We start from the raw sequence: 19,771 nt of genomic DNA on the forward strand, positions 1-19,771 counted from the left end.
GCAGGCTGTGCTATTTATGGTTGTATTGGAAGATGGCTAAGTCCCGGAAAGAGATTATTAAGATGACTACCCCTACCGTTGCGGACGTGGTTTTGCAAACAAAAATGCGGCTGCCAGAGGTCGCTAGCCCAATGCATAGTGCTGGCGATCAGCTGCTGTCCCAACCATTCTCGCCACCTGGCATGATAAACCAGACACCGACCCGATCGTTCATCCCCGCAGATCTGGATTTGAGCGACCTGCGGGCGCCGCAGCCTGATGGTGCGAGCGCTCTGCTCAGTTCGAAAATGGTGTTGCCACAACCGGTTCCCGTGCTGACCGTTGCAGATCAAATCCTCAGAAGCACCATGCACCTTCCCATTCTGCGCCCTGAGGAGCCGAAGCCTGCGTATATCCCTGCTGATGTCGATCTGTCTGTCGATGTACCGTCAAAAGAGCCAACGGTGGCAGACCAGCTTCTCAGGTCGACTTTTACTTTACCCGTGCTGGTCAAGCCTCAGTCTGTTGCCGACCGTGTGTTGTCGACCAGAATGACGCTACCTGGCAGTTCTTTCTCCCAGGCTGTGGCCCGCACTGCTGATGACTCCGGCAAGGATAAAGTCAGATCCGTTCAGCCCGAACTGTAATCACTGGCCTCCGAGCCGGCAGCGTCATCAGGCGCTGCTTGGCTTTGATTGCCTACACGGTAAGACCACTGCCCAACATCAAGCCAGCCTCTCGTAGGAAGTGTCAGCATGGGCAACAACAGCTTCTGTCCCGCGCTGGGATAGGCCTCTGTCATTTTTGAAACGTCTTCGAGCATATAGCGCCAGAGCTCGCAATAGTTTGCCTCAGCCTTGGCCACTGCAATGATTCTCACCGTATCCTTGTCCAGGCCACCAAGCCATTCACCAGCAAACTTGGAGAAGACTGTCTGAACATCGGTATCGTTGATGATCAAGGGCGGCATGCCTTCGAGCATAGCCTTGATGGCTTTGAGTTCATCACTCATGGCCTGGCGTGCTACATCTTCGTCCACATCGGTGAGCCAAGGGGCATCGACACTGAGCAGGATTGAAAAATCCTGGGGGTAGTATCGACACAGTGAAGGGTCTTTTTTGCTGTAGTACTTGGAGACCTGAGCAACAAGGCGTGCGCGATTGATTAAGGCTTCGTTGCTCATGACCCCAGGTGTCTGACGCAGCATCGACTGAAGGCTGCCCATCGCTGATCGAGCTGCCCGCTCAGGATTGCTCTCTTCCCCGTTCAGGGTATCCCGATACATGGCCATCTTGAGCAACGCGCCATACACCACGTTGTCGGCCAACAATTGCTTGCTGGTTTTTTCAACTTCATTGGCCAATTCGGTTTCAACCGGCTGCATGGCATCATGGATGGTGCCCTGGGTTTCTTCGATCAATTTGAAAAGCGCCGCTGCATAGGGCGCTTTGGGGTCGGGCTTGGCGTCCTTGGCGCTGTCCTTGGAAGCATCTGTGGCCGTGGCTTGATTAGGTTGATCAGCTACAGGGGACTTTTTTTCCTCGGCATAACTCAATGAGCTGACGAGAAACAAGGGGATCAGGCTGGCAATCAGGCGTTTCATGGCCATGTCTCTTGGATTCGGAACGAAGGTGAATGATCCGCGCTTGGGAGCAGGCTGTCAATATATTGAGAAATGCCCATCTTGGGCTCAGTTGAAGGCGCACCGGCCTTATTTGACAGGGATCGATTAATTGGTATATTGGCATATGTATAAATCCTTTGAGCGAACACAATGAAAAAATTAGTTGAGCGCTACCCTGCCCTCTTCGGCGCCGTTCTGATGCTGGGCATTGCCTGCTCCCTCTATCTTGTTGTCCTCGTCGTGGGCATGGGGGTGGTGTGGTTTTTACAGCATTTTCAGGATTCGCCTGTTCAGCCTGCGGCCAATGAAGCCGACAAGATCATGAATTTGCTGTTTGCAACTCCCCTCGTTGGCATTCTGAGCTTGGTTGGACTCTTTGTTGGGGTGATCGCCGCGTCTTACGTGGGTCGCGCCGCCTTGTTTTGCCTCAACGACCTGGCAACTGGGTCGTACGCCGCTGCACAAAGGATGGGCCGTTGGCTTGCCAAGCGGATGAAGGCTGCCGATTAAGCAGCAGGGGGGAGTCGCCCCATTCCGGCTTGCCGGCCTTGCCCTGGCTCTTCAAACACTCCGCGCCCAAAAAACGCAGCAACCTCAGGACAATTTTCATGCATGCAACAATTAAGCGTCACCCTCATTTCGCTGGAGCCATTCTGCTTATCGCAGGCTTGTTCAGTGTCTTCATGGTTCTGCTGGGCACCGGCCAGAGTTATGCCTGGTACTGCCAGTGGTTAGGTGATATTCCGACTCAAGAGTTGAGCATGGCATCGTTACTGCTTATTGGCCTCAAGGTTTGGGGCGGGCTTTTCTGCTGGGCGTTGGCCCTTGTCGCAGCCCTTTTGTTGCTGATTGAGTTTTGGTCGGGACTTCGCTCGACGACAGGCTTTTTGGGGCGATGGCTGGAAAAGCGCACCCGCAATAAAACCAGGACACTCTCTCAGAAAGACTGACCTGGCTTGACATCCCTTTTGGGCTGAGCTTCTGAGTGTTTCAACGCCCTTCTGGCTATTTCACAGCAACACAATGCGAGGATTTTGATGAAAAGCATGATAAAGCGTGTGCCGTACCTATTTGGATTGATCCTTTTTCTGGGGATCGTCAGCGGGGTTTATCTGGCTGCATTTGGAATTGGTCACCTGGTGGTGATCCTGACATCCTGGCCAGCCCCTCCCAGCGCTGAAACCTGGCCACTGCTCCACAAGTTCTTCCACATCCCAATGCTAGGCATTTCTCTGGTGGCGGTCACAATTCTGATCCTGGCGGTTGTTGGCATGCTGTGCAGGCTTTTATTTAACCTGCTGAGGGCGATCCACGTTGCAATCATGAACCTTGGCGGCTGGTTGGTGCATAAAACCCAAGTCGTCCAAAAGGAAGGCTGATCGGCAAATGCTGGTCGCCCCTATTCCAGCTTCGCTGGGCTGTTCAATACACGTAGTCAGGTGCCCTGTGCGCGTGCGATGAGCGTATGACCTGGAAGCTGAAGGTATGAGGTGAAAGATCAAATGTCTTGATCAGCCTAATCTGATCCCCAAGCCCACAGGCTCTGTCTATCAGCGTCTGGGTCGTCAGATAATTGCGGGCCAGTTGGCTTGCCAGCACAGAGCCTGCTATCTGGACAGTGCCCTGGTCACGTCCATTGAAAAAAAGACTGATCCAGGGCTCGTTGTCTACATCATCCACGCCCAAGCCGGTGGTGTGTAATCCAAATTGGCAGACCAATACCTGCATGGCGGTCAGCCACTTGCCCGCATGCTCGTGTCGGGGCTCATGCAATTTACGCATCAAGCCCCAAAGTGCCCGGATAGAAGCGCAGTGGTCGGGTGTCATCGCGTTGATCAGCAGATCCACATTGCCAGCGATGCCCAGACCTACTTGAGCCATGAGAGCATGGAGATCGATCGCACTGAACAACCCCTTACGATCGGCAAGCCGGACTTGATTGCGTCCGCCCAGCATGTCGAGATATTCCCCCGCAGCCACACTCTCGCCGCTCTCTGCAATGGCCAGGAAAAGTGCTCGGTGTTGATCTGGCGTTACGGGCGCCATATCAATTGTTAGCAAAAGCGTATTGCGCTTCATGTAGCAGGCAGGGTCTGACCATTGACTCTCACGGAAAATATCCACGAGAAATTCGTGCATACCCAGAAGATTGGAACCACGAAAAACCTCGCCTACCCGCTGGGCATCGAAGTTTCTGAAAATGTCAACAATGTCACTGTCGCACAAGCGTCTGGCAGTTTGATTATTCATGGTTTCCGCCTCTACAATGATTATGGTGCAAGAGGCAGAACAGAGGAAGCAATAATGTCCAACGACCAGGAACAGATTCTGTTCGAAATCGACCTTAACAACCAGATTGACAGACATCTGCGGCGCTTCGGCGCCCGGAATCTGCATGAGCTTATCGAGAATATTGAAGCATTGAGTAATGCTGATATTGATATCAATGATGATGCCGAAACCCAGCATTACGCCTTGTATTTGGATGAGCAAATGCTTTTTGAGATGACATTGCCAAGCCTGATCTTGAGCCATGCGGTCATCAAAAAAATGAACGTTTTCGACATCAGCACCATCATCGCTGATCTCAACATCAGTATGGATGATTATGTGGACGCATTTGAGGGGATCGATATTTTCGACCACATCACCCCTTCTGGTCAGCGCGTTGACCCTCTGACTTTGTCGGCTGGAGCCCTCCAGGGAGTGGCGCTCGACCCTCGCGCCCTGCAGCGCTTCAAGAGCACCGCGCACCACTCGTACATGCGATTCAATACCCTTGTGGCCTCGGGTGCAGCGGGTGATTTTTGCGCAGAAGTATTCCGCTCTGATCTTCGCTCCAAACGGATCAAGATAGACTTCAACGACTTGGCATTGGGTTCACTGACCTACCTTGAAAGCCTCGATCATCTGCCCAATCGCTCGATTGACCAGTTTCTACAATCCTCGGGCCTGTTGGAGTATGAAGTCCTTCGAAAAACACACCCGTGCGAGAGCGCCTGGGAACAGTTGATCTGCACCGCTGGGAGCGATTTCAGGGGAAATGAGTTCGCGAACCAGGTTCTCAAACACCTGCTTTCGGACGAGTTCTTGTCCGAGTTTGAAGATCAGGTGGCTTGCTTGATCAACAACATTGTTGATCTGTCTTTTTACGAGTTCGGTGAAAATCCTGCTCTGTACCGCCACCTGCTTGAAGTGGCAAACACATCCAGGCTCAAAGAGATGTTTTCACAGCCGCATGTGATGCTCAATATGGTGGGCGAATCGATTCTATGCAACCGTGCGGGGTATTTGCATGTCGACCTGTTCAAGCCATTGCTCGACGAGCTCGACGCTTATGGCCCAGATCTGCTCAGCGCAACCCTTGAAAAAGCCCTGGAAGTGCCGAGTCATCACGTAGGAGTCTCCATGTTCAGACTGCCTCGCCTGGTGCAGATTTACGCCCAAGGTGTCCCGCAGATCGTCGATCCGGCTAGGGTCGCCAAGTTCTTCGACAAGGTGTTGGTTCACCACCAGCAATGGCTCGCGTCCAACGCCAATGAATCGCACTACAAGGAGGACAAGCCAGAAATCATCGATGGCTTGTCCTACCTGTTTGGCCTGCCGGGCGTGCAGGCGGCTATGGCCCCATACCTGAAAGACTTGTCGGCACAACAATCGAGCTTGTTCATCCAGTTGGGCCTTGACCTAAAGAACATCAAAAACCCAACCGATAAAATGATGTCGGATGTGTTCAGCAGAGACCTTGGATTGTGAAAAGAACCGAGATGGACAAAGAAATCTGCGCGCTGATCAACAAGCACTTCTCCCTTTTTGGCTCGACTCAGATGCCGTTGCTTCTTTCCAGCCTGGCACCCTACAAAGCTGAGGCAGATGAGCATGGCAGAACCCACACCTTCTCGTTGAACATGAACAACAACGAGTACTTCACGGGTTTGTGCGTAGATGACCTGGTGTTCCTGGTGGCCGTTTTGCACGAGTTAAACGATGCGAGTATGGCGGAGGTTTACGATGCTATCGACCTGGATCCTACCGAGCTGTTTGAGGTCTTCAGCGCAACAGGCATGGTGAGCATTAGAGGCGCCAGGGGTCATCAGCTCAGTCACTCCTTCTTTGAGAAAAGCTTGTTCAAAGCCGCGACTTATGCCCCTCCTGCTATCACACCCATCGCCTTGAAGATTGGTTTTCAAGACACGACCTCTCTGGCGGGCATGATGGCCTCAGGTATCGCGGAGCACGCAATCAGCGACTACCTTAGCAAAGCACAAGCTGAAGGCCTTGCTGATGAGAACCTTGATGAGCGGTTGCCGATGATTGGCTGGCTTGCAGAGCATTGCAATGACATCGACAGCTTGCCCAATCAGAATGCCGCACACTACATCCGAGCAATAGGCGCGTTTCAGCCCGCACTGTTGAACAAGGTGAGTGCCAATGCCGGCTGGTGGGAAGAGATTGTGCTCCTGGCGACGGCTCGGTCAGAAGATGGCCGCAAAGCGCATCCTGTTTCTCAGAGAGTGATGGAGACCGTTGCGAGCCCCTCTTACGTTCAGTTGCATCGCGCCGAGCTGCAGTGGATGCTAAACAGTCTTGTCATTGCAGAGGATGAAGACGAGCAAGGGCAAAAACCCTCAGTCGATAAGGTGCATATTTTCTTGTCGAAGCGATTTGCCGGCACCGACCTGTATGCGGCGACACAAACTCCCCATTTCTTGCTGAGCCTTGCCCGCAGCCCCTTGGGGCGAAGTATTGTTGGAAGTCCCCGCGCACCTATTGGGTTTGATGACCTGCAGCAAGCCTGTCCACGCATTGGTGGAGCACTCCTGCCCTACCGGCATGACCTCGCTAATGCAGTGCTCAAATCGCTCCTGGCGGCTCCTGATGAGCAATTTGGATTAGGCTTGCTCACCACTCCATTATGCCTTGCACAATTGACCCCCGAATCAGGTGACAAACGTGTTAAGCCAGACATTTTGAGAAGCTATCTGTCAAAAACCTTGCCGATGGCTGCCGAGCATATGCGCATCGCCCCGGACTTCTTAAGCGCAAGCGTTCTCGACACCTACAGGTACCTGGTAGATGAGGCTCTTAAGATCAAGCAGTTCGACTGGGGGTTCGAAAAGCAGTTGTCTGAGGATCAGCGCCATTTTCTGGTGAGATCGGGACTGCCGATCAATAAACTTGAGAACAGTAATGAGGCGATGCGCGAGACTGCCATAGGATTTGATCTTGGCTTGTGATTAGGGGGGCACAGTGCTTGGAGGTCAGTGCAGCCAGCCTGCGGCTGAATACCCGACCCTCTCTTAGGCAAGCTCATCAACTGCCCGCTTGGCGCTCCCAAGCTCCAGCCCGTAACCCAGTAGATAGGCTCTGGATTTCTGCGCAGCATTAGTCCCGGCCTTATCCCCATACAAAAGCCTTGAGAGCGCAGCGTAGCTTGGGCATTCAAGGCTATGGCGCAGCACGAAGTTGAGCTGGTTGTGCTCGAACAGGTTCAAGCTGTGATCAGGCAAAACCAACGCCACCAGGTCATCAGGTGCTGTTGCAGCCGTAGACTTCATGGCGATTTGCGCTGAAGTGTGGCCATTCCATTTGCGCTGCAGTGTCCGGATCTCTTCCTGGACGACCTCCTCATCGATGACACCCTGTTTGGACAAGGTGATCATGCGCTCAACAGAAGCGGACAAATCTCGAAAGTTGGCTGACCACGCAGCCTGAGGCGAAACTGCAAACTGCAGGTACATCTTGCGGGCAGCAGCCAGAAAACGACGCTCGGCAGGCAAAGGATTGGACGCCTTGCGCAGCTCGTAATCCAGGTTCGGATCGATATCTTCGGGGCGCTCTCTAAGCGAAGGCATCTTGAAGACCCACGTGTCGATTCGGGCCAGCAGATCCTCGCGGAACAACCCTTGGCTTACGAGTTCATCGAGATCACGGTTGGTGCCTGCGATCAGCTGAAAATCGCTTCTGATGACTTCTTCAGATCCCAGGGGTGTGAATACCTTGTCCTCCAGAGCATGAAGAAGCATGGCTTGCTCGTTCAGACCCAATTCACCAATCTCATCCAGGAACAGCAGACCTTTGTCAGCAGACTTGAGCAGCCCTTCTCTGTTGGCGATAGCTCCGGTGAATGCGCCTTTTTTGTGGCCAAAAAGCGTGGACATGACCGTGTCGCCCCGAAGGGTTGAACAGTTCACCTCTACAAAGCGACCTGTCAGCAAGCCCGTCTCACTCTTGGTATTGTGCAGTAGTCGCGCCATGGCAGTCTTGCCAGCACCCGTTGGCCCGGTGAGCAACATAGGACTACGTGAGCGCAATGCCACCGTCTGGATTTTTTCGATCAGGTGGTTGTACTGAGCATTTTTAGTCGGGATGTTGTGCTTGAGGCGATCAACATCATCCGCCGAACCTACGGGGTAACGGCTCATCACCTGATCGTAAGGGGACTTGTCCAGGTCGATGACTAGAATCTTGGACGCCTGATCGCCATTTTTTGCATCCACGCACTGAACGAGCTTCACGGGCCAACGCTTGCTTTCAGCCATCATGAACATGCTGATCTGATGGATGTGTGTGCCCGTTGAAATGTTCAGGTAGTAGCGGTTGTCCGGATTGAAGGCCAGTCGATCGCCAAGCTGCAGGGTCATCCGGAATGTTGAGCTGAGCTCAAAGGGATCTGACTCCACTTCCATCAGCTCAACTTCAAAATCTGTACGCAGAGAAATGGCGTCTTTTTTCACCAGCTTGGCCAGGGCCTCATACTGCTTCTCGTGAAGCAGAATCAGACGGTCAATTTTCGGCTCGCACGCTAACGCAATGCCCACGTTGGGCCTCCATCGCGTGTTGCGCTTTTCCTTGAAGCCTGCATCCAGTGCAGTGCCAAGGAAAGAGATCATGACCGACTGAGACATATTGCTCACCATATATGATATTTCTGGAGATATATTGTCATTGATTATTCGATGAATTGCAAGTGCATCAATAACTCGATTGAAGATGAAAAAGCCATGTAATTCAATGACTTGGCATTTTATTTATTTTCATGAGAAAAGTTGGCTCGCCTCCTGCAATAGGCCCTGTGTCTAGCAGGAGTTATGGGGCGTGGCGTCAAAAGCCCTCCTCTCTCCATTTCTACTCTTTGCTGACACGAAGCATAAGACCTTTGTCTGAAAAATCAGAATGAATACGGAGCATAGCACCATGGCTAACAAGAACATTTTTTCCTCGAACACTGCTGTTAAAAACCATGCGGGCGGGCGAGCTTTTGAGAAGTCGGATGAGCAGGCACTGGCCCAGTTCGTGATGACGGGCACATTCAACAACACCTTCTACGTAAAAGGTGAGGATCAGCTTGCGCAGGTGCTTGAGCGTGCTCAGAAGGTCGGTGATGAGTTCTTGGCCAAGCTTGCCATCTACTCCCGTGAGCATGGTTTCATGAAGGACATGCCGGCATTGCTGTGTGCTTTGCTTGTTGCCCGTGGTAGCGAGCACGCGGACACCGTCTTTGCTCGGGTGATCGACAATGCCAAGATGCTGCGCAACTTCGTTCAGATGCTGCGCGGTGGCGTGGTAGGTCGTAAATCCCTGGGCTCCAAGGCCAAGCGCCTGGTTAAAGGCTTTATAGCCAATCTGTCGGACTACGCACTGTGGGAGGCTTCGGTCGGCAACGATCCATCTCTTGTAGATGTGCTGAAGCTTGCCCATCCAAAAGCAAAGGATGAGCGTCGCAACGCGCTGTACGCCTACGTGATGGGTAAGCCATGCGATGCTGCACTGCTGCCTGATTTCATCAAGGCCTACGAGGGTTTTGCCAAAGGTGAGACGCGTGAGGCACCACTGAAAGCGCCTTTCCAGAAGTTGACCGCCTTACCCCTGTCGACCGAGGACTGGACTCGTATTGCGACCAACGCCCGGTGGCAAATGACGAGAATGAATTTGAATACTTTTTCGCGTCATGGGGTGTTTCGCGATCCGAAAATAGTGTCGATGGTGGCTGAGCGCCTGGCAGACCGTGAAAACGTACTGTCTGCCCGCGCCTTCCCCTATCAGCTGATGGCTGCGATGCTCAATGCAGGTTCCGATGTGCCGGCGAAAGTCAAAGCGGCGCTGGAAGATGCGATGGAGATCGCGCTGGAGAATGTGCCTGAGATCGGTGGGCGCACTGTCGTGGCCATCGACGTGTCTGGCTCGATGGGTTCGCCTTCGACTGGTTACCGTGAAGGCGCCACCAGCTCGGTGACCTGCATCAATGTGGCGGCTTTGGTGGGTGCGGCCCTGCGGCGTAAAAACCGTAAGGCGACCATCCTGACGTTCGATTTCAACTGCCGAGAGGTCAAGGTGGCGGCGAATGCCAAGATCATGACGATTTGTCAGAAAATTGGGACTTCTGGGGGGGGTACCGATTGCGGTAGCGTGCTGCGGTACATCAATGAGCATGGTATTGCGCTGGACAACCTGATCGTCGTGTCAGACAACGAATCCTGGCGCGATGGTTATCGTTCAAGCCTTTCGGAGCTGTGGGCAGGCTACAAAACCCGCTTCCCGAAAGCGCGCATGATCAACCTGGACATCACGCCGAACGAGTTCTCGGCTACGGCTGAGCGTAAGGACACCCTGCGTGTTGGCGGCTTCTCGGACGAGGTTTTCCGGGTGATGGCGCAGTTTCTGGAAGGATCTGGAACACAGGTTGATGCAGTGAAAGCTGTGCAATTATAGCAGTTGGAGAAACAGGGAAGTTTCACTAATTTCTCTAAAAATAGGTTGAACATCTTGGAAAATATGCTAATATAACCTTAAGTTGAATGCCGCGCTGGACTACATTGGAAACGTCTAGTGCAACTTTTGTCAGCTTACGCCAGATGCCTGTCGGGACTACATTGGAGAAGTCTCGCAACCCTCTTGCTGGCACCCCTAAATTTTCGTGAGATGCCCAGGCGGCTCACTCGGCTTCACAATTTGCGTCGAATGTTGAGATGGGTCTACATCATTTTGGGATAACTGACTCTCTCCTTTTTTGTCGACACAATCGGTCAGATGCCGGCCAGGACTACATCGCATATTGAATGTCTTGGCCAATCTTTGCTGACCACCCTTTTCAAATTTGGTTTGAATGCTGGTGAGGACTACATCCTTTTAAGATTCGATGTCTTTACCGAATATTGTCAAACCATTGGCCAGATGCTGAACAGGACTACATCCGGAAAAATGCTCTGTCTTGCTCAATCCTTTGCTGGCCACCCTACAAAGAAAAAGCCGCCCCTTTCGAGAGGCGGCTTTTTTGCTATAGATTGTATGCTCAAGGCGCGGATATTCATCCGCACGTTTGCTTGAACTTACAGGCCTAGGCCACTGCTCTCGTAGCTGCGCTGTTTCTTGAGGCGCTCGAACATATGGGCGTAGAGCTGCTTGATGTGTTCAGCGACCTGGCTAGGGCTCTGGTCTTCGGATCGACCAATAAAACCCGAAAGGTCTTGGCCAAAGGCGTCATGCACCTGACCATCGGCAGTGATAAGCAATGGAGCTACGCTGCCCATCTCATCATGAATCTCATCGTCAGACTTATATTCGTCTTCGTAGTCCTCATCGCCTGGATCAAGATCCTCACGCTCTAACATGGCCTGCTTAACATCGCTGTCAATGTCAGCTTGTGCCAGTTGCTGGGTGTCGAAAAGACGCACGCCCGAATAGGCGTGGCAATTGTCGAGGGTGAACTGGGTCAGGGAAAAATCCCGAGGCGCCAGCTCAATGGCATACAGCTTGAGAGGTTTTTGGATGGTCATGCAAATGTCTCTTTGGGTGATCAATAAATTGTACCCTGGTGGATCAGCCTCAAACCAACAATTTATGGATATGTCGACCTAAGGCATTGCGCCTGGCCGGATATCTCAAGGTTCGCGATCCGTGCCCTTATCATTGGATTTATAAGTCTCTATGCGCTTCACAGCATCGCTAAAGCTGCCAGTGGTTAATGGTGCTCCCAATAGCTTCTGCAGATCCACAGGGCTGTTGCTCAGGCTTGGAGAGATCTGATGGATGACATCAGCTATCCAACCTGGAAGCTTGGCACCATCGCGTACTTCGAGCACGCCCTCGGTGATTGTGGCACACAGCTTGGGCTCTGGGTCGGAGTTATCCCATATCACCACACGATTGGCTATTTTGGTTGCGGCAGCCAGGTTTTCTCGACTGTCTTCATACCTACGCCTGATGACGTGCTCTTCGATATTGTGACCGCCCTTAGCGACCCGCTCAGCTACTCGTTGGACATTGAGGTCTGCTGATTCTAGACCCACATAGCGCAACTCGATGTTGAAGCCCGCCTCCTTGGCTTCTTGCATCCGTTTAACGATGCTTTTCCCTGTCAGGGTCGACTCCATGCTGAAAGGCTGGCGGACGTCGATTGCAAACTTGAAAAACTCGATGGCTTTGCGGCCAGCTCTTTGGTCAATAAACCGTGGATCGTCTTGGCTTAGAGTCTTGGCAATGCTGTCAGGGTCGATATGCAGCTCAATCGTCGCATCTTGGTACTGACCACGCAACGTGCTCTTCCCTGAGCCGTTGGTGCCCCCGTAGAAGACTGCCAGTGGCGACTCTTCAGAGGGAGGGAGAGGAATCGACATGTGCGTGCCTCCTCTTGCCCTGGCGCTTGAGGCGAGCAGCGACTTCAAAGATCGAGTCGGCAGGGTCTGCTTTCTTGCTGATGTATCCAGCGTTGGCAAGATCCTTTATGGAATCTTCCACTGCTTTCTCTTTCGGGTTTCGCTCGATGAAAGTCTTCATGATGATGGCCCTGTATGGTTGATAACTGATTTTAACATAGAACGCACTGCCCGTTTCAACCAGCAAAATAGGGCGACCCTGGGCTAACTGAGCCGCCTACTTGGTGCTTACGCCTGCGGTTGTCTGGTCGGGCCCCAGCCAAATCTAACCTGGGTCACGATCAGGTGGGCGACCATGATGGGTAGCGCCGCGACTACGAAAGGCTGGCCATAGACAGCAGACAGCAAGCTTGGCGTTGAAGTGATCCAGAAGCCTGCATACAGAAAGGTGCCGATGACCACGGTGTAGTTCATGTCCACCGGATTGATGGGTTGCTTCTTGTCACGCTTGTGCATGACCCAGCACAAAAGAACTACGGCGCCCGTAAACATCGCGATCGGTACCGGGGGGCTTGCCAGGAGGTCACCCAGGAAGGATAGGCTTGAAAACAGGGCCAAGGCGCAGATCAAGCCTAGGGCAACGTTCAGCCCACCCATGGCCATTGGTTTGGTAAAAAAGCGAATGAACGCCCAGTTTTCAGGTGATTTAGTGCTCATGATAGGGATCTCCTTGTTTTTATTACTCTAACTGTACGAATGAGCTTCGTCAGAAGAAAGCCTCTTCGTAATAATTCCTGCTTTTTCGGCCAGAGTCGCCGTGGATGCAGGCTTGCCGGTGAGCCGTGGCACCTGAGACACTGATCCAAAGGAGAATTCTATGAACGCCATCCAAGCCAAGGCTGCCCAACAGCGTGGCATCAAAATCTGCGCTGACATCAACGACATGTTCTATAGCCGGGGCTATTCCCCTCACGAATACGATGAGGCCAGCGACCAGCTCGTGGCGGTACTGGATGACTTGTATCACCATCACGAATTCGGGCACCTGAGCAGATTGATGATGAAGGTGACGAACATTCTCACCCCGCCCAATAACTGCAACCGCCGCCCAGGGATCACCTCAGATGACCTAATCAAACACCTGGTGCGCTTTCCGGTCATGCCGGAGGTTGGCGCCTGGTATATCTTCGGCGATGCAGAGCTCAATACTCTGGTAGTGAACTCCACGCTGAAATCAGCAGCCTTTGCGGGCACTGAGGATTCTGAGTGGCAAACGATGCTCAATAACCTCGCCAAGGACGGCGATTTGGAAAACTGGAAACTTCTCTCCGAAGGCCTCTTCTACGGATCTGAATGGGCGGGACAACGCTGTGAAGCAATCACGAGTGTGAGCAGCTTCGACACCGGGGTCATTGTGGATCATAAAGGTATTCTGGGAGAACACATCCAGAGCCTTCTGGACAACATGGTCGAGCCGATCAGGTTCGGTGATGGCGGTCGTTACGAGCCCACAGTTGATGCGTCAGCTCGACTCTACGACACCCTCATGGCGCTGGGGCATTTGCCATTGGCCCATCAGTTCATCGAGCGGGAGTATGCCGAGTGTCATTCGCCAACGCGCATTCATGACTACAAGGCCAAGTATGATTGGACGCCGGCTGATAGCACAATCAAATGGCTGTCCAGAACCCGATACAACGCCGGCAAGGACAATTTGTGCACTAGCGTCACGCTGTACCTGCTGACAATGCCCGAGCTGCCAGAAGATGTGCAGTTCAATGAATTCCCCTTGCCCAAGCTTGCCGAAATGCTGGCGCTGGACGGGAAAGAGTTTGAGTTTGGCACCCTAAATTTCCACCCCAGGCATGTTGGGCTTCTGGTGGATAGGTGCATCAAGGGCATGCGTGCTCAACAACCTTTCCAGGTGCTGGTAGATGCTGGCGTCAGCCCACAGCATGCTCAGATGTCGAGCTATGTCAGGGACAGCAGGATGGCCACTGACCTGGGGCTTTGAAGCCCGGCGATGCTCAGGGCGTGTTGATAATGCGCTCTGATAACTCCCACTCCCCTTTGCGGATGTCTTGCTCAATGCCAAACAGCTCGGCGCGAGGCAGGTTCAGCTTGTCCATTTTTCTCATGGTGGTTGTGAGGCAGTCGTGGGCGATGACTTCAAATTTTTGCGACCAAGTGCCTCGAAGGCCACGGCATTCGGTATAAACGCCCAGAACCTGCTGGTGCAGCGGGGAAATGCTCGCGATTTTGGCGTACAGATCCTGATAGGGCCTTGCCGGAGCTTTCATTGCTAAATTCGCATTGATGATCAACAACGTGATCCCCACTGCCCCTGCAGCAAGCAAAGCGATAGGTATAAATTTTCTGTAGGTAGCGCTGTAGGGCTTCACTTCGTCAGTACTGTTCAAATCCAAATCATCCGGTAAAGGTCAAAGCTATCGGGTAATTGCAATATCCATCAATTGCGTTCGTGTGAAGTGTATCACCCCTTTACGTTTTGGCAATTATAGATATAATCGTGCAATCAAACCAATGGGGTAGACTTTCCGTGCTCAATATTCGATCCAGCGCCTTAGCCTTAGCCGCCCTGGCTTTTAGCCTCGCCGCTCTGCCTAGCCAGGCATCAGTTGCAACAAAGGCCAACCCTTTTGTCAGTGTCTCTGGAGCGAGCATCACCTCTACGGCCATCTTGATGGCCAAGAGCAAAAGCAGCTCACGCTCCAGCTCGTCCCGGCGCTCGTCTACCTACCGCTCCTCGGTCAACACTCCAAGCCGACGATCTTCGAGCAGCAATAGCTGCTCAGTGAGCGAACAGTCCGCCATTCGCGTTGCGATTGAGCCACAACTGAGCCGTTTGCTCGCCGAGCACCCTGAGTGCCGTTCAAAATTTCCGGATCTGTGACCCCGTGGTTGTGCGATAACGCAATGACGATTTACATCAATATTGGTATATTGTCCTGAACCAACGCTGTTCTGGGCTTTAAAGAGGATTTTTCCATGTCGGGTCTGTGGGCCAAAATCAAATCGTTCGGGCGTTTCGTGCGCCAGAACATAGGCATCATTGCCATCTCGCTGGCCTTGGCTTACATGCTTGTCACGGTGTTCACCGTCAAGGACAAGGCAAAGGAACAGCTGCTCAAAAGCGACAAAGCTGCGAGCTACGAAGTCAAACCTGGCGATGGCCTCTTCGCGATCAAGGGCGATGCGCTGAACAACATCACCCATTTCATCGTCGCGGGAGACGCGGCTTTTGAAGGCAAAACGGTAGTCGTCAAGCTCAAGGATTCGCGTGATGTCAGCATCTACCGCGACGTGGGCTACGAAGGATTCAAGGCGTACCAGGAAGCAACCCTGAAGCCTTTCCTTGACGCGCACCCTGAAGTCGACTTCCGTTTCATGTCAGGCCTGACCGGTGTCGGTGAGCGCATCGGCGTGGTCAATGACCCTACCGAGCTGATTGCAAGCAACCGCCTGGGAGACGTGACCAAGTCTCTGCTTAGTACATTAGGTACGGTGCTTTTGTTCGTCGGCATCTTCGCCCTGCTGATGTTCATGCAGAACGGAGCCCTGACCAACACCATCGACAAGATCGATCCCAAGGATTTGACCGACTCCCTGGATGACCTGGTGGGGCTTGATGACGTCAAGCAGGAACTGCTCCAGCTTGAAGACATGATCGAGAACCGCAAGCTCTACCGTCAGTACGCCGTGGACAAGCCTTTCAACGTCATGCTCACCGGCCCTGCTGGTGTGGGCAAAACCAAGATCGCCCGCTGCCTGGCCAAGCGCCTGAACGTGCCCATGTACTATGCCTCTGCAGCCAGCCTGCAAAGTGGCTATGTGGGCGGTGGCCCTCGCACCCTGAAGAAGCTGGCAAAGATGGCCTCCAAGCACAAGCGCGCCATCATCTTCCTGGATGAGGCGGAGTCGATCCTGCAAAGTCGGAGCTCGCCGCAAGGCCTTCAGAATTATGAGAAGGACACGATCAACACCTTGCTGTCGCTGCTTGATGGCGTGAAGTCCAAAGACCGTGAAGTGATCTGGCTGGTGGCCTCCAACATGGACGAGCATAAGATATCCATGGACGAGGCGATGTTAAGAAGATTCCCCCTGAAGGTTGGGTTCAGACTTCCGAATCTGGAAGAAAGAAAGGAGATTCTGCTACGTTTGGTGGGTAAATTGGAGGCTGACAAGCTGGCCAAAGACATTGACCTGACTCACGTGGCTGGTGTGACAGCCGGCATGAGTCCCGCCATTCTGGAGACGCTTGTAAGCCGTGCCAGCCTGATGGCTGTTCAAGCCAAGGACAAGGTCACTCAGGAGCGCTTGCTCAATGCTTTCGAGCGTGTTGCGGTAGGCCTCACTGACCGGGCAACCACCGACAAGATGGATGAGAAGCGTCGTGTCATCGCAATCCATGAAGCCGGTCACTTCCTGATGCAGGTACACAGTGCGCTTACCAAGAAAAAAGGTGCTGTGAGCATCCTGCGCGACACCCTGCCGGTGATCAAGATCTCCACGGAATCGGTCTCGAAGCTGGGGGCCCTGGGTTTCGTCTTGAGCAAGACTGAGGATGCGCCTCTGATGACCCGTGATGAGTACGAGGCCCAGGTTCTGCACCTGTACGGCGGCATGGCCAACGAAGAGCTCTACAACGGCTTGGGCGGCGTTACAGCGGGTGCGCATAACGATATTCAGAAGGTGACGGAAATCATCACCCTGATGATCCGGGATGTCGGCTTTTATCAGTCCGCCAAGCTTAACTACGGCATTCTTGCCAAGTCTGGGCTGGAAACTGATTCACTGCGGCCAAGCATCGAGAATCTGTCGAGCCGTCTTTATCACGAGACCGTCAGTGTGCTGAGCAGCTTCCGTGCTCTTACTGACACCATGGTGGAGGCTTTGATGAACGACTACGTGTTGACGATCGATCAGGCCATTCCCCTGGTTGAGGATTTTTTCACACAGCGTCCAGAGCTGCTGGCAGGGTACACCCAGCAGGAAGTCATCACCGCCGTTGAGCCAGAGCTGCTCAAATCTGCCTAATGTAAAAGGGCCCGTCTGATGCGGGCCTGGAGGTCAATGTGAACAACACAATCCGCTATATCCTTTGCATGGATAAGTTCAAGAAGCCCGCAGCCTCCGACATCAACTCTGCGATCATTGCGGGCGTTATATTTCAAGTGTTCGTGCTTGGTTTCTATCTGTTCGATCTCATCGGCGATAGGATGTTCTGCCAACTGGTTGGCATAATCGTATGGGTGATGTTGCTCAATGCCTGCAACCTCGGCATCTGGGTACTGGGCTGGCGCCATTTTGTGCTGCTATTCTGCTTTTCGTTCCTATGGGAAGCTGTGTACACCTCGATCCTGGGCTGACTACACCCTGCTCTACTTGTATCAAAGCCACCTACGGTTGGCTTTTTTCTTGGCTGTCCCTTCCTGCTCTGGATGCCTGATCAATTATGCAGACGGATACCGCCGACTAGATCTGGCGCCTTACGCCACTTTGCGTAGAATTCCTGAATCGCTTGGCCATTTTGAATGGGTGAAAGGAAGACCCAGCGTCCTGTACGTTCTGGTATTTGCTGGGTGGCTAGCGTTGACAGTCGAGGATATTGATCTTTTGAGTGCTTACCTGAAAAAGCAATGGCGAAGGTGGCAAGTGGTTTGCCGTCATTGTCAGTGAAGTCCACGAGGGAATAGCGCGAGAGCCAGTTTGCTGCCAGCCCAGCACTGGGAAATCCGCTGGCTGCTAGTATGCCCACAGTCCCCGCATTGTTGCCTGCAAGGTATGCAAACAGCTCACCCTGGCTGTCGATGGGGGTAGAGGATTGGCCAGGCGCAATTCCCACATACCTCACACCGTTCTTTACCGAATTGATCGGGGAGATTTTCTTGAAGAAATCCGCCCAGATCCTGCGGCTTGAGGGTGCAGGATCATCTATCTGAACAAGCTGGTAGGCATCTCCAGACTTGAGCATCTGCCCACTTTGGACATCCAGTTTCATCGGTGTGATGGTTTTAGTCCGGGTCTGTCCGCAAACGCCGTATTGATCGATGATGTGCTCAGCCGGAAAGCCACTGCTATCAGGGCCCCATTTGCAGCCATACCCAGAAGGCTCCCATTCGCTGATGGCATCGGCGTACAGACCCGATGGGTTGCTGGCGGGGATGGAGGCATTGTGGGCGGAGCAGGCGCACAGCAGGACGAGTGCAAGCACCGGGCACCACTTGGTGCCGGCAGGGAGATATTCCATTTTCTTGTTGGTCTTTTTCTGGAGGTTATAACAAGAGCATACCGCAGTCTTTGCCACCAAAAGGGAACAGTTTAACGATTGCAATTATCAAGAAAAGCGATGGGCATCCAGTCTGCTTTCCTTGGCCCAAATGGTCAGCCCACCAGGTTCAGTTGAGGGGGGAATGCCTTGTAGGCTTTAGGCATGGCCACCCTACCCTTGCTCGTGCGTGAGACATAGCCCTCTTGAATCAGGTACGGCTCAATTGAGTCCTCAAGGGTGCCAATGTCCTCGCCCAAAGCTGCTGCAAGGCTGTTGAGGCCCACAGGGCGTCCGGAGAAGGTATTGATCAGAGCATTCAGGTAGTCGCGGTCTGACTGGTTGAGCCCGTTTTCATTGAGACCCATGAAGGTGAGTGCCTCTGCAATGGTGCGATCGTCGACGCCATCGGTTTCGCCTCGCGCCTGGAAATAGTCTCGAATCCTGCGAAGGTTTTTCAAGGCAATGCGAGGCGTACCTCGGCTACGACTGGCAATGATCATTGCCTGACTGTCTTGCAACGGCAGCCCCAGCAGCTGCGCAGCTGAATAGACGACTCCTGCCAGCTCAGGCAACCCATAGAGGTTCAAACGCAGATGGATCCCGAACCTGTCGCGTAGAGGGGCTGACAAGCTCCCTTGGCGAGTGGTGGCGCCGATCAGCGTGAATGGCTCAAGGGTGAGCCTGATGCTTCTTCGATCATCGGTAAGGATGTCCACATGTTGATCCTCCATTGCCGAATACAGCAGCTCTTCGACATGTGTGGGCATGCGGTGGATTTCATCGATGAAGATTACGCTCGGCGCTGTGGGCTGGATCAACAAAGCCACAACATCGGCAGGCTTTTGCAGCAGCGGGCCCGAGCTGGTCAGAAACTGCTGGCCCATTTCCTCTGCGATAATGCCGGCAAGCGTCGTCTTGCCAAGGCCGGGAGGGCCATACAACAGGCAGTGGTCGATCAATTCGCCGCGCAAGCGGGCGGCTGAAATGAAGATTTCCAGCTGATCGATCAGGTGAGGCTGGCCCTGAAATTGGGCCAGGCGCCGAGGACGCATTGCCTTGTCGGAGGCTGTCGGGATGTCGGGGGTACTGAGGGAATTATCCATCAAGGCGAACTCTTTTCTTTCAATATACAGCATAACCGACAGGCTGTATTACCCTGAATCCTCCTTCGGTTCGCACGATTTATGATGTGAAGATTTGATGAGTCGGGTCAGCCCCGCTGGATGCGCAGCGGTGCGATGAGCCTGGCGCTGATCTGTACACTCATTTCTGGGCGCCTGG

At 53.2% G+C, this 19,771-nt stretch carries 20 protein-coding genes; 10 read left to right on the forward strand and 10 right to left on the reverse strand.

Annotated features, from left to right (window positions below; translation table 11 throughout):
- The first annotated feature begins 62 nt into the window (after window positions 1-62).
- Window positions 63-626 (forward strand): hypothetical protein, encoded by a 564-nt coding sequence (locus tag IFT57_RS06060; RefSeq protein ID WP_241032717.1) that lies wholly within the window; start codon window positions 63-65, stop codon window positions 624-626.
- Here the strand turns inward: IFT57_RS06060 and IFT57_RS06065 are convergent.
- Window positions 611-1,582 (reverse strand): hypothetical protein, encoded by a 972-nt coding sequence (locus IFT57_RS06065; RefSeq protein ID WP_192092760.1) that lies wholly within the window; start codon window positions 1,580-1,582, stop codon window positions 611-613. The two genes, IFT57_RS06060 and IFT57_RS06065, sit on opposite strands and share 16 nt — an antisense overlap.
- 171 nt (window positions 1,583-1,753) lie before the next feature.
- Here IFT57_RS06065 and IFT57_RS06070 point away from each other — a divergent pair, with 171 nt between their 5' ends.
- From IFT57_RS06070 to IFT57_RS06080, 3 genes are all read left to right on the forward strand, one after another.
- Complete coding sequence (locus tag IFT57_RS06070) at window positions 1,754-2,113, forward strand: hypothetical protein (protein WP_122531322.1); 360 nt, start codon at window positions 1,754-1,756, stop codon at window positions 2,111-2,113.
- Window positions 2,114-2,211: 98 nt separating this feature from the next.
- Window positions 2,212-2,553, forward strand: a complete 342-nt coding sequence (locus IFT57_RS06075; protein WP_122531321.1) for a hypothetical protein — start codon at window positions 2,212-2,214, stop codon at window positions 2,551-2,553.
- An 87-nt stretch (window positions 2,554-2,640) separates the two neighbouring features.
- Window positions 2,641-2,982, forward strand: a complete 342-nt coding sequence (locus tag IFT57_RS06080; protein WP_192092759.1) for a hypothetical protein — start codon at window positions 2,641-2,643, stop codon at window positions 2,980-2,982.
- A 43-nt stretch (window positions 2,983-3,025) separates the two neighbouring features.
- Here IFT57_RS06080 and IFT57_RS06085 read toward each other — a convergent pair whose 3' ends face one another.
- Window positions 3,026-3,853 (reverse strand): hypothetical protein, encoded by an 828-nt coding sequence (locus IFT57_RS06085; protein WP_192150969.1) that lies wholly within the window; start codon window positions 3,851-3,853, stop codon window positions 3,026-3,028.
- A gap of 54 nt (window positions 3,854-3,907) precedes the next feature.
- Between IFT57_RS06085 and IFT57_RS06090 the strand changes: the two genes are divergently transcribed.
- On the forward strand, window positions 3,908-5,359 hold the full coding sequence (locus IFT57_RS06090) for a hypothetical protein (RefSeq protein WP_192150971.1): 1,452 nt from the start codon (window positions 3,908-3,910) through the stop codon (window positions 5,357-5,359).
- 11 nt (window positions 5,360-5,370) lie between these two features.
- The gene (locus tag IFT57_RS06095; RefSeq protein WP_192150973.1) at window positions 5,371-6,840 is read left to right on the forward strand and encodes a hypothetical protein; all 1,470 of its coding nucleotides are present in this window, start codon (window positions 5,371-5,373) and stop codon (window positions 6,838-6,840) included.
- 63 nt (window positions 6,841-6,903) lie between these two features.
- On the opposite strand, the gene IFT57_RS06100 is transcribed toward IFT57_RS06095, so the two are convergent.
- Window positions 6,904-8,511 (reverse strand): RNA repair transcriptional activator RtcR family protein, encoded by a 1,608-nt coding sequence (locus IFT57_RS06100; RefSeq protein ID WP_192092751.1) that lies wholly within the window; start codon window positions 8,509-8,511, stop codon window positions 6,904-6,906.
- Between the two features lie 289 nt (window positions 8,512-8,800).
- Here IFT57_RS06100 and IFT57_RS06105 point away from each other — a divergent pair, with 289 nt between their 5' ends.
- Window positions 8,801-10,315, forward strand: a complete 1,515-nt coding sequence (locus IFT57_RS06105; RefSeq protein WP_122531315.1) for a vWA domain-containing protein — start codon at window positions 8,801-8,803, stop codon at window positions 10,313-10,315.
- Between the two features lie 617 nt (window positions 10,316-10,932).
- Here the strand turns inward: IFT57_RS06105 and IFT57_RS06110 are convergent.
- The 4 genes from IFT57_RS06110 to IFT57_RS06125 all read right to left on the reverse strand — a co-directional run bounded on the left by IFT57_RS06110 (window position 10,933) and on the right by IFT57_RS06125 (window position 12,915).
- A complete protein-coding gene (locus IFT57_RS06110; protein ID WP_192092749.1) occupies window positions 10,933-11,379 on the reverse strand; it encodes a hypothetical protein in 447 nt (148 codons plus the stop codon).
- Between the two features lie 105 nt (window positions 11,380-11,484).
- Window positions 11,485-12,219 carry a zeta toxin family protein gene (locus IFT57_RS06115; RefSeq protein ID WP_192092747.1) on the reverse strand — a complete coding sequence of 245 codons (735 nt, stop codon included), beginning with the start codon at window positions 12,217-12,219 and terminating at the stop codon, window positions 11,485-11,487.
- Window positions 12,194-12,379: a hypothetical protein gene (locus IFT57_RS06120; protein ID WP_192092745.1), complete on the reverse strand. Its 186-nt coding sequence runs from the start codon at window positions 12,377-12,379 to the stop codon at window positions 12,194-12,196. Before IFT57_RS06120 ends, IFT57_RS06115 begins: the two co-directional genes overlap by 26 nt.
- A 107-nt stretch (window positions 12,380-12,486) precedes the next feature.
- Window positions 12,487-12,915: a hypothetical protein gene (locus IFT57_RS06125; protein WP_192092743.1), complete on the reverse strand. Its 429-nt coding sequence runs from the start codon at window positions 12,913-12,915 to the stop codon at window positions 12,487-12,489.
- A gap of 160 nt (window positions 12,916-13,075) precedes the next feature.
- On the opposite strand from IFT57_RS06125, the gene IFT57_RS06130 reads away from it, so the two are divergent.
- Window positions 13,076-14,212, forward strand: a complete 1,137-nt coding sequence (locus IFT57_RS06130; RefSeq protein ID WP_192092741.1) for a hypothetical protein — start codon at window positions 13,076-13,078, stop codon at window positions 14,210-14,212.
- A gap of 13 nt (window positions 14,213-14,225) precedes the next feature.
- Here the strand turns inward: IFT57_RS06130 and IFT57_RS06135 are convergent, their stop codons facing one another.
- The gene (locus IFT57_RS06135; RefSeq protein WP_122531308.1) at window positions 14,226-14,618 is read right to left on the reverse strand and encodes a hypothetical protein; all 393 of its coding nucleotides are present in this window, start codon (window positions 14,616-14,618) and stop codon (window positions 14,226-14,228) included.
- A 589-nt stretch (window positions 14,619-15,207) separates the two neighbouring features.
- On the opposite strand from IFT57_RS06135, the gene IFT57_RS06140 reads away from it, so the two are divergent.
- Window positions 15,208-17,256 carry an AAA family ATPase gene (locus IFT57_RS06140; protein WP_192092739.1) on the forward strand — a complete coding sequence of 683 codons (2,049 nt, stop codon included), beginning with the start codon at window positions 15,208-15,210 and terminating at the stop codon, window positions 17,254-17,256.
- A 38-nt stretch (window positions 17,257-17,294) separates the two neighbouring features.
- Window positions 17,295-17,588 (forward strand): hypothetical protein, encoded by a 294-nt coding sequence (locus tag IFT57_RS06145; protein ID WP_192092735.1) that lies wholly within the window; start codon window positions 17,295-17,297, stop codon window positions 17,586-17,588.
- Between the two features lie 80 nt (window positions 17,589-17,668).
- Here the strand turns inward: IFT57_RS06145 and IFT57_RS06150 are convergent, their stop codons facing one another.
- Together IFT57_RS06150 and ruvB are read right to left on the reverse strand one after the other, a co-directional pair.
- Window positions 17,669-18,469: a hypothetical protein gene (locus tag IFT57_RS06150; protein ID WP_192092733.1), complete on the reverse strand. Its 801-nt coding sequence runs from the start codon at window positions 18,467-18,469 to the stop codon at window positions 17,669-17,671.
- Between the two features lie 134 nt (window positions 18,470-18,603).
- On the reverse strand, window positions 18,604-19,626 hold the full coding sequence (ruvB, locus tag IFT57_RS06155) for a Holliday junction branch migration DNA helicase RuvB (RefSeq protein ID WP_446731185.1): 1,023 nt from the start codon (window positions 19,624-19,626) through the stop codon (window positions 18,604-18,606).
- Window positions 19,627-19,771 lie beyond the last annotated feature (145 nt).

It is taken from the genome of Pseudomonas sp. CFBP 13719 (assembly GCF_014842095.1).
GTDB lineage: Bacteria > Pseudomonadota > Gammaproteobacteria > Pseudomonadales > Pseudomonadaceae > Aquipseudomonas.